Annotated in this window: 4 protein-coding genes and 1 pseudogene; 1 reads left to right on the top strand and 4 read right to left on the bottom strand. The window is 62.0% G+C overall.

Annotation, left to right across the window (positions count from 1 at the left end; all coding sequences use genetic code 11):
* From EA346_RS13255 to EA346_RS13240, 4 genes and pseudogenes are all read right to left on the bottom strand, one after another.
* Window positions 1-270, bottom strand: a pseudogene (locus tag EA346_RS13255) (hypothetical protein); the annotation flags it as partial.
* A 10-nt stretch (window positions 271-280) separates the two neighbouring features.
* A complete protein-coding gene (locus tag EA346_RS13250; protein WP_296759393.1) occupies window positions 281-1,435 on the bottom strand; it encodes a hypothetical protein in 1,155 nt (384 codons plus the stop codon).
* A gap of 99 nt (window positions 1,436-1,534) precedes the next feature.
* Window positions 1,535-1,735, bottom strand: a complete 201-nt coding sequence (locus EA346_RS13245; RefSeq protein WP_296759388.1) for a hypothetical protein — start codon at window positions 1,733-1,735, stop codon at window positions 1,535-1,537.
* Between the two features lie 38 nt (window positions 1,736-1,773).
* Complete coding sequence (locus EA346_RS13240; RefSeq protein WP_296759390.1) at window positions 1,774-2,115, bottom strand: PH domain-containing protein; 342 nt, start codon at window positions 2,113-2,115, stop codon at window positions 1,774-1,776.
* Between the two features lie 801 nt (window positions 2,116-2,916).
* On the opposite strand from EA346_RS13240, the gene EA346_RS13235 reads away from it, so the two are divergent.
* Window positions 2,917-3,261: BON domain-containing protein (locus EA346_RS13235; RefSeq protein ID WP_296759386.1), on the top strand; the 345-nt coding region annotated here is incomplete at its 3' end.

The following is a 3,261-nucleotide window of genomic DNA, read 5'->3' as shown; positions in this document are numbered from 1 at the left end:
AACCGGGACGGAACACGAGCCACCCGGATCATCGCTCTCCTTCTCAAGGTTCCGCGGATCATGCCGCCCAGACCGACCACCAAGAAACAGGTGTACTGTCCCCGGAAACCCCCCGGATTTCTTGTCGCTGTTCTCGTCGCTGAGGTGAATTTCCACGCGCGTCACCTGGTCGGCAAAGCGGCCCAGAATGTCTCTGACCGTGGCTTCGACCCACTTCGTCAGCGTATCGGAAGGATTGACGTTGTCATCGGTATTGATCTGAATGAGCATGTCACGTGCCTCAGTAGCGGTAAATTGCGGCGATTCCCGTTTCGGTCGGCATCCGTTCCGTCGGCACGACGACCACTTCTCCTCCCATCTTGAGCACTACGGCCCCCAGGTCGTCGAGCACGTCGTCAAGTTCGGGGTGGGAGAGGTCGTTGAATGCAAGCTCCCCGGTCGAGGCGTCGACCCGACCGGGGATTTGCCGGCGAGCTTCAATCAGCAGGGTAGCCACGCGCCCGCTGACCGTTGCCCGAGCCACCTCTGCCAGGTCGTCGGCGGCGAGACCCTTGGGCTTATTACTGCCGAATGTATCCACCAGCCCGGCCAGGCGCGCGAGGTAGCGGGGTTCGATGGTTTTCCAGACCCGCTCGCGAAACTCGTCGATCGACGCGAGCGCATCCGGATGCACGTCCAGGCTCTCGGAAATCAGGAAGGGGTTGTGGCTGAGTTTGTGGAACATGTGGTGGTGCTCGGGCAGGGCGGCGAGAAGCAGCGGCAGGCCGGAGGGCTTGGAATGGTGTTCGAGGACCGCGCGATCGACTGCACGAAAGAATCGCTCCGCATCCTGGTCCAGCTCGTCTTTCCTGCCCCCATGGCCATGGTGCATGGGAGCCTGCCCGCCACCGCTGCCGCCGTAGGCGGAGACCGTTTGGCGGGGATCAGTGAGTTCGGCACCGAGCGCGTCGATGAGCGTCCGTGGCACGCCACCCGCAGGTGCGATCTCGTCCAGGGCGTCGCGGTTTCCCTCGAATAATTTCATCTCGCGCCGGTTCAAGGCGAGTACCTGGTATCGATCCGCTGATTGCAGGATGCGCAGCAAGGGCTTGGTATGGAAGCTGTCCGCCACTACCGCCAACTCGGGGACAGGGCGCTGGAGCTTGTAGACCCGGAACGTATCCCTGGCACGCAGCACTGCCAGTCCATCAAGGGTGCAGTTCCAGAAGTCGTGATTTTCAGCGAGGGCCAGCATGGGTTCGAGCAAGGACTGGGTCTCGTCGCTCTCAAACTTTTGCCGAAGGGATTCCTCCAGCGCTTTCACCAGATTCTTGAAGCGTATCGGATCCTGCTGATTGTCTGGGTGATCCCGATGAGTGGGTTGAAAAAGCGAAAGGCAGGGCGGATCACATTCATCCCAGAGCCCCGCTGCGGCGTCTTGGTTGACACTGTTTATGAACATCCTGAGATTCTCCAATGTGGTCCACCATTCGTATAGCACGTCAGCCCTACCGTCGGCCTCTGCGAAGGTCCTCCCAGCGGCGGCGGGGGGGGCTCAGACCAGAACCGGCACGGCGATGGCGGCCTCGAGCGTCCCCTCGTACAGCCACCCCGCGGGAATTCCGGCTCGGACGAGCCGCGCATCCACATCCAGCACGGCCGTCACCAGCGCAATGGCCCCTGCGGCGAACAACGTCGGGACGAACCAGATCGTCGCGCGGAGGGCAAACCAGCGCTTGATGATCCAGGTCTTCACGAACGCGGAATCCTCCGGCGGCTCCCCGCGGACCGCCGCTATTCAGTCGGTGGGTTTTCCAGGTGGGTACGCACGTGATCGCGAACCCGACCTGGGTCTGGCATCCCCGCAATCACGAATTCGGGATCGTCCCCGGTGGTGAAGATCTCGATGCGCCCGACCCGGAAGATGCGGTCGAAGAAGTTCTGGTATACCCGTACCGCCCGGATCTGGCCGACATCGAGCTCGATATGCATCTTGTTCAGCAACCCTCGCTCCAGGTGGACCTGGTCACCGTTGATGCGCAGTCGCTTGGCCCGCGTCTTCACGAACCAGTAGAGCAGGAGCACCATGCCGAAGCCTGTGATCGCCAGCAACATCGCCGGAGGGAAGTTGCCCATCTCGGCGACTTCTTTCCGGTACAGCAGCAGGACCAGAATCGGCGCGAGGATCAGCACCCAGATGCCGATGTAACCCAACGGCTGGTTACGGAACATCACCGGGTGTTCATCGTAGTCGGGCAGGTTTTCGTTGCTCATTACGGTCTCCTTTTGCGCGTCAGCTTTTTTGGGATGGCGTGACGATGGGCGGACCGTGCGGGGGAGCCAAAGGCGCCTCCTAGTGTAATGAGTGGTGGTGCCTTAGCCTTCGCGACAGGTCCCTTCGCAATAGTCTCGCGCAGCGGGAGATGGGTCGTCTGTATGGTGGCGCACACACAGCGGGTCTTCCCGGCAAAACGGTCCCCATCGCATTTCGGGATGTTATCGGGGTGCGCGTCCAGCGCGAAGGCAGCAACCCGCACGATCCAAAGGATGCGGATTACTTCCAGCAGCGGCACGCAGCTAACCGCGCGCTCCCTCGCAACAAGGTCTGGCCCTTCCCTTGACAGGGTCGGGTGCCTCGCGGCGCCTTTCCGCGGATTGAGCCGCACGCGGTGAAAATCGCACGTACCGTTCTCAACGGGCGGGGCTTCGGTAGCGTCGCCCTGCTACCAGGCTAAGTGCCCTAGCGCACCGACGCCATCCCGACGATTCGTCATTCTGAGCATGCGGCCAACTCATGGACGGCCGCTGCGCCATACGGGGTCAGCACGCCCGGCATCGCTGGACAGCGCGTGATCCCAATTGCATCCGTGCCCTTCGGCAAGAACCATGCGTTGGATCGAAGCACGCCACAATCCCTGTTGAAGATGGAGATACGCTATGAACACGAAATTTCGGAAATTGATGATCGCTTCGGGTGTCGCGCTCGCATTGGGCGCCACAAGCGGCGCCTTCGCGGAAGGCCCGATGGCCGGCACCGCGGGCGATGCTCGTCTGGAGGCCAAGATCTCGACCACGTATGCCCTGAGTCCGCACCTGCAGGGCGGCGACATCACGGTGTCCGTGCAGGACGGCAAGGCCACACTGACTGGAGTGGTACAGGAAGACATCAACAAGCAACTGGCGGAGCAGTTCGCGCTGAACGTGGAGGGGGTCACGGAAGTGGACAACCAACTCGTGATCGACGCGGACTTCGTCCCTGCGGAGGGGGATGAGGCCCGCAGC

This window comes from Thioalkalivibrio sp., from assembly GCF_007692535.1.
In the GTDB taxonomy this organism is placed as follows: domain Bacteria; phylum Pseudomonadota; class Gammaproteobacteria; order Ectothiorhodospirales; family Ectothiorhodospiraceae; genus Thioalkalivibrio.
This window is presented reverse-complemented; position numbering and strand designations above follow the sequence as displayed.

Bases quoted from the DNA above. Each gene is read 5' to 3' on its own strand.
- EA346_RS13240 (WP_296759390.1), bottom strand. From the start codon at position 2,115: ATGGGCAACTTCCCTCCGGCGATGTTGCTGGCGATCACAGGCTTCGGC.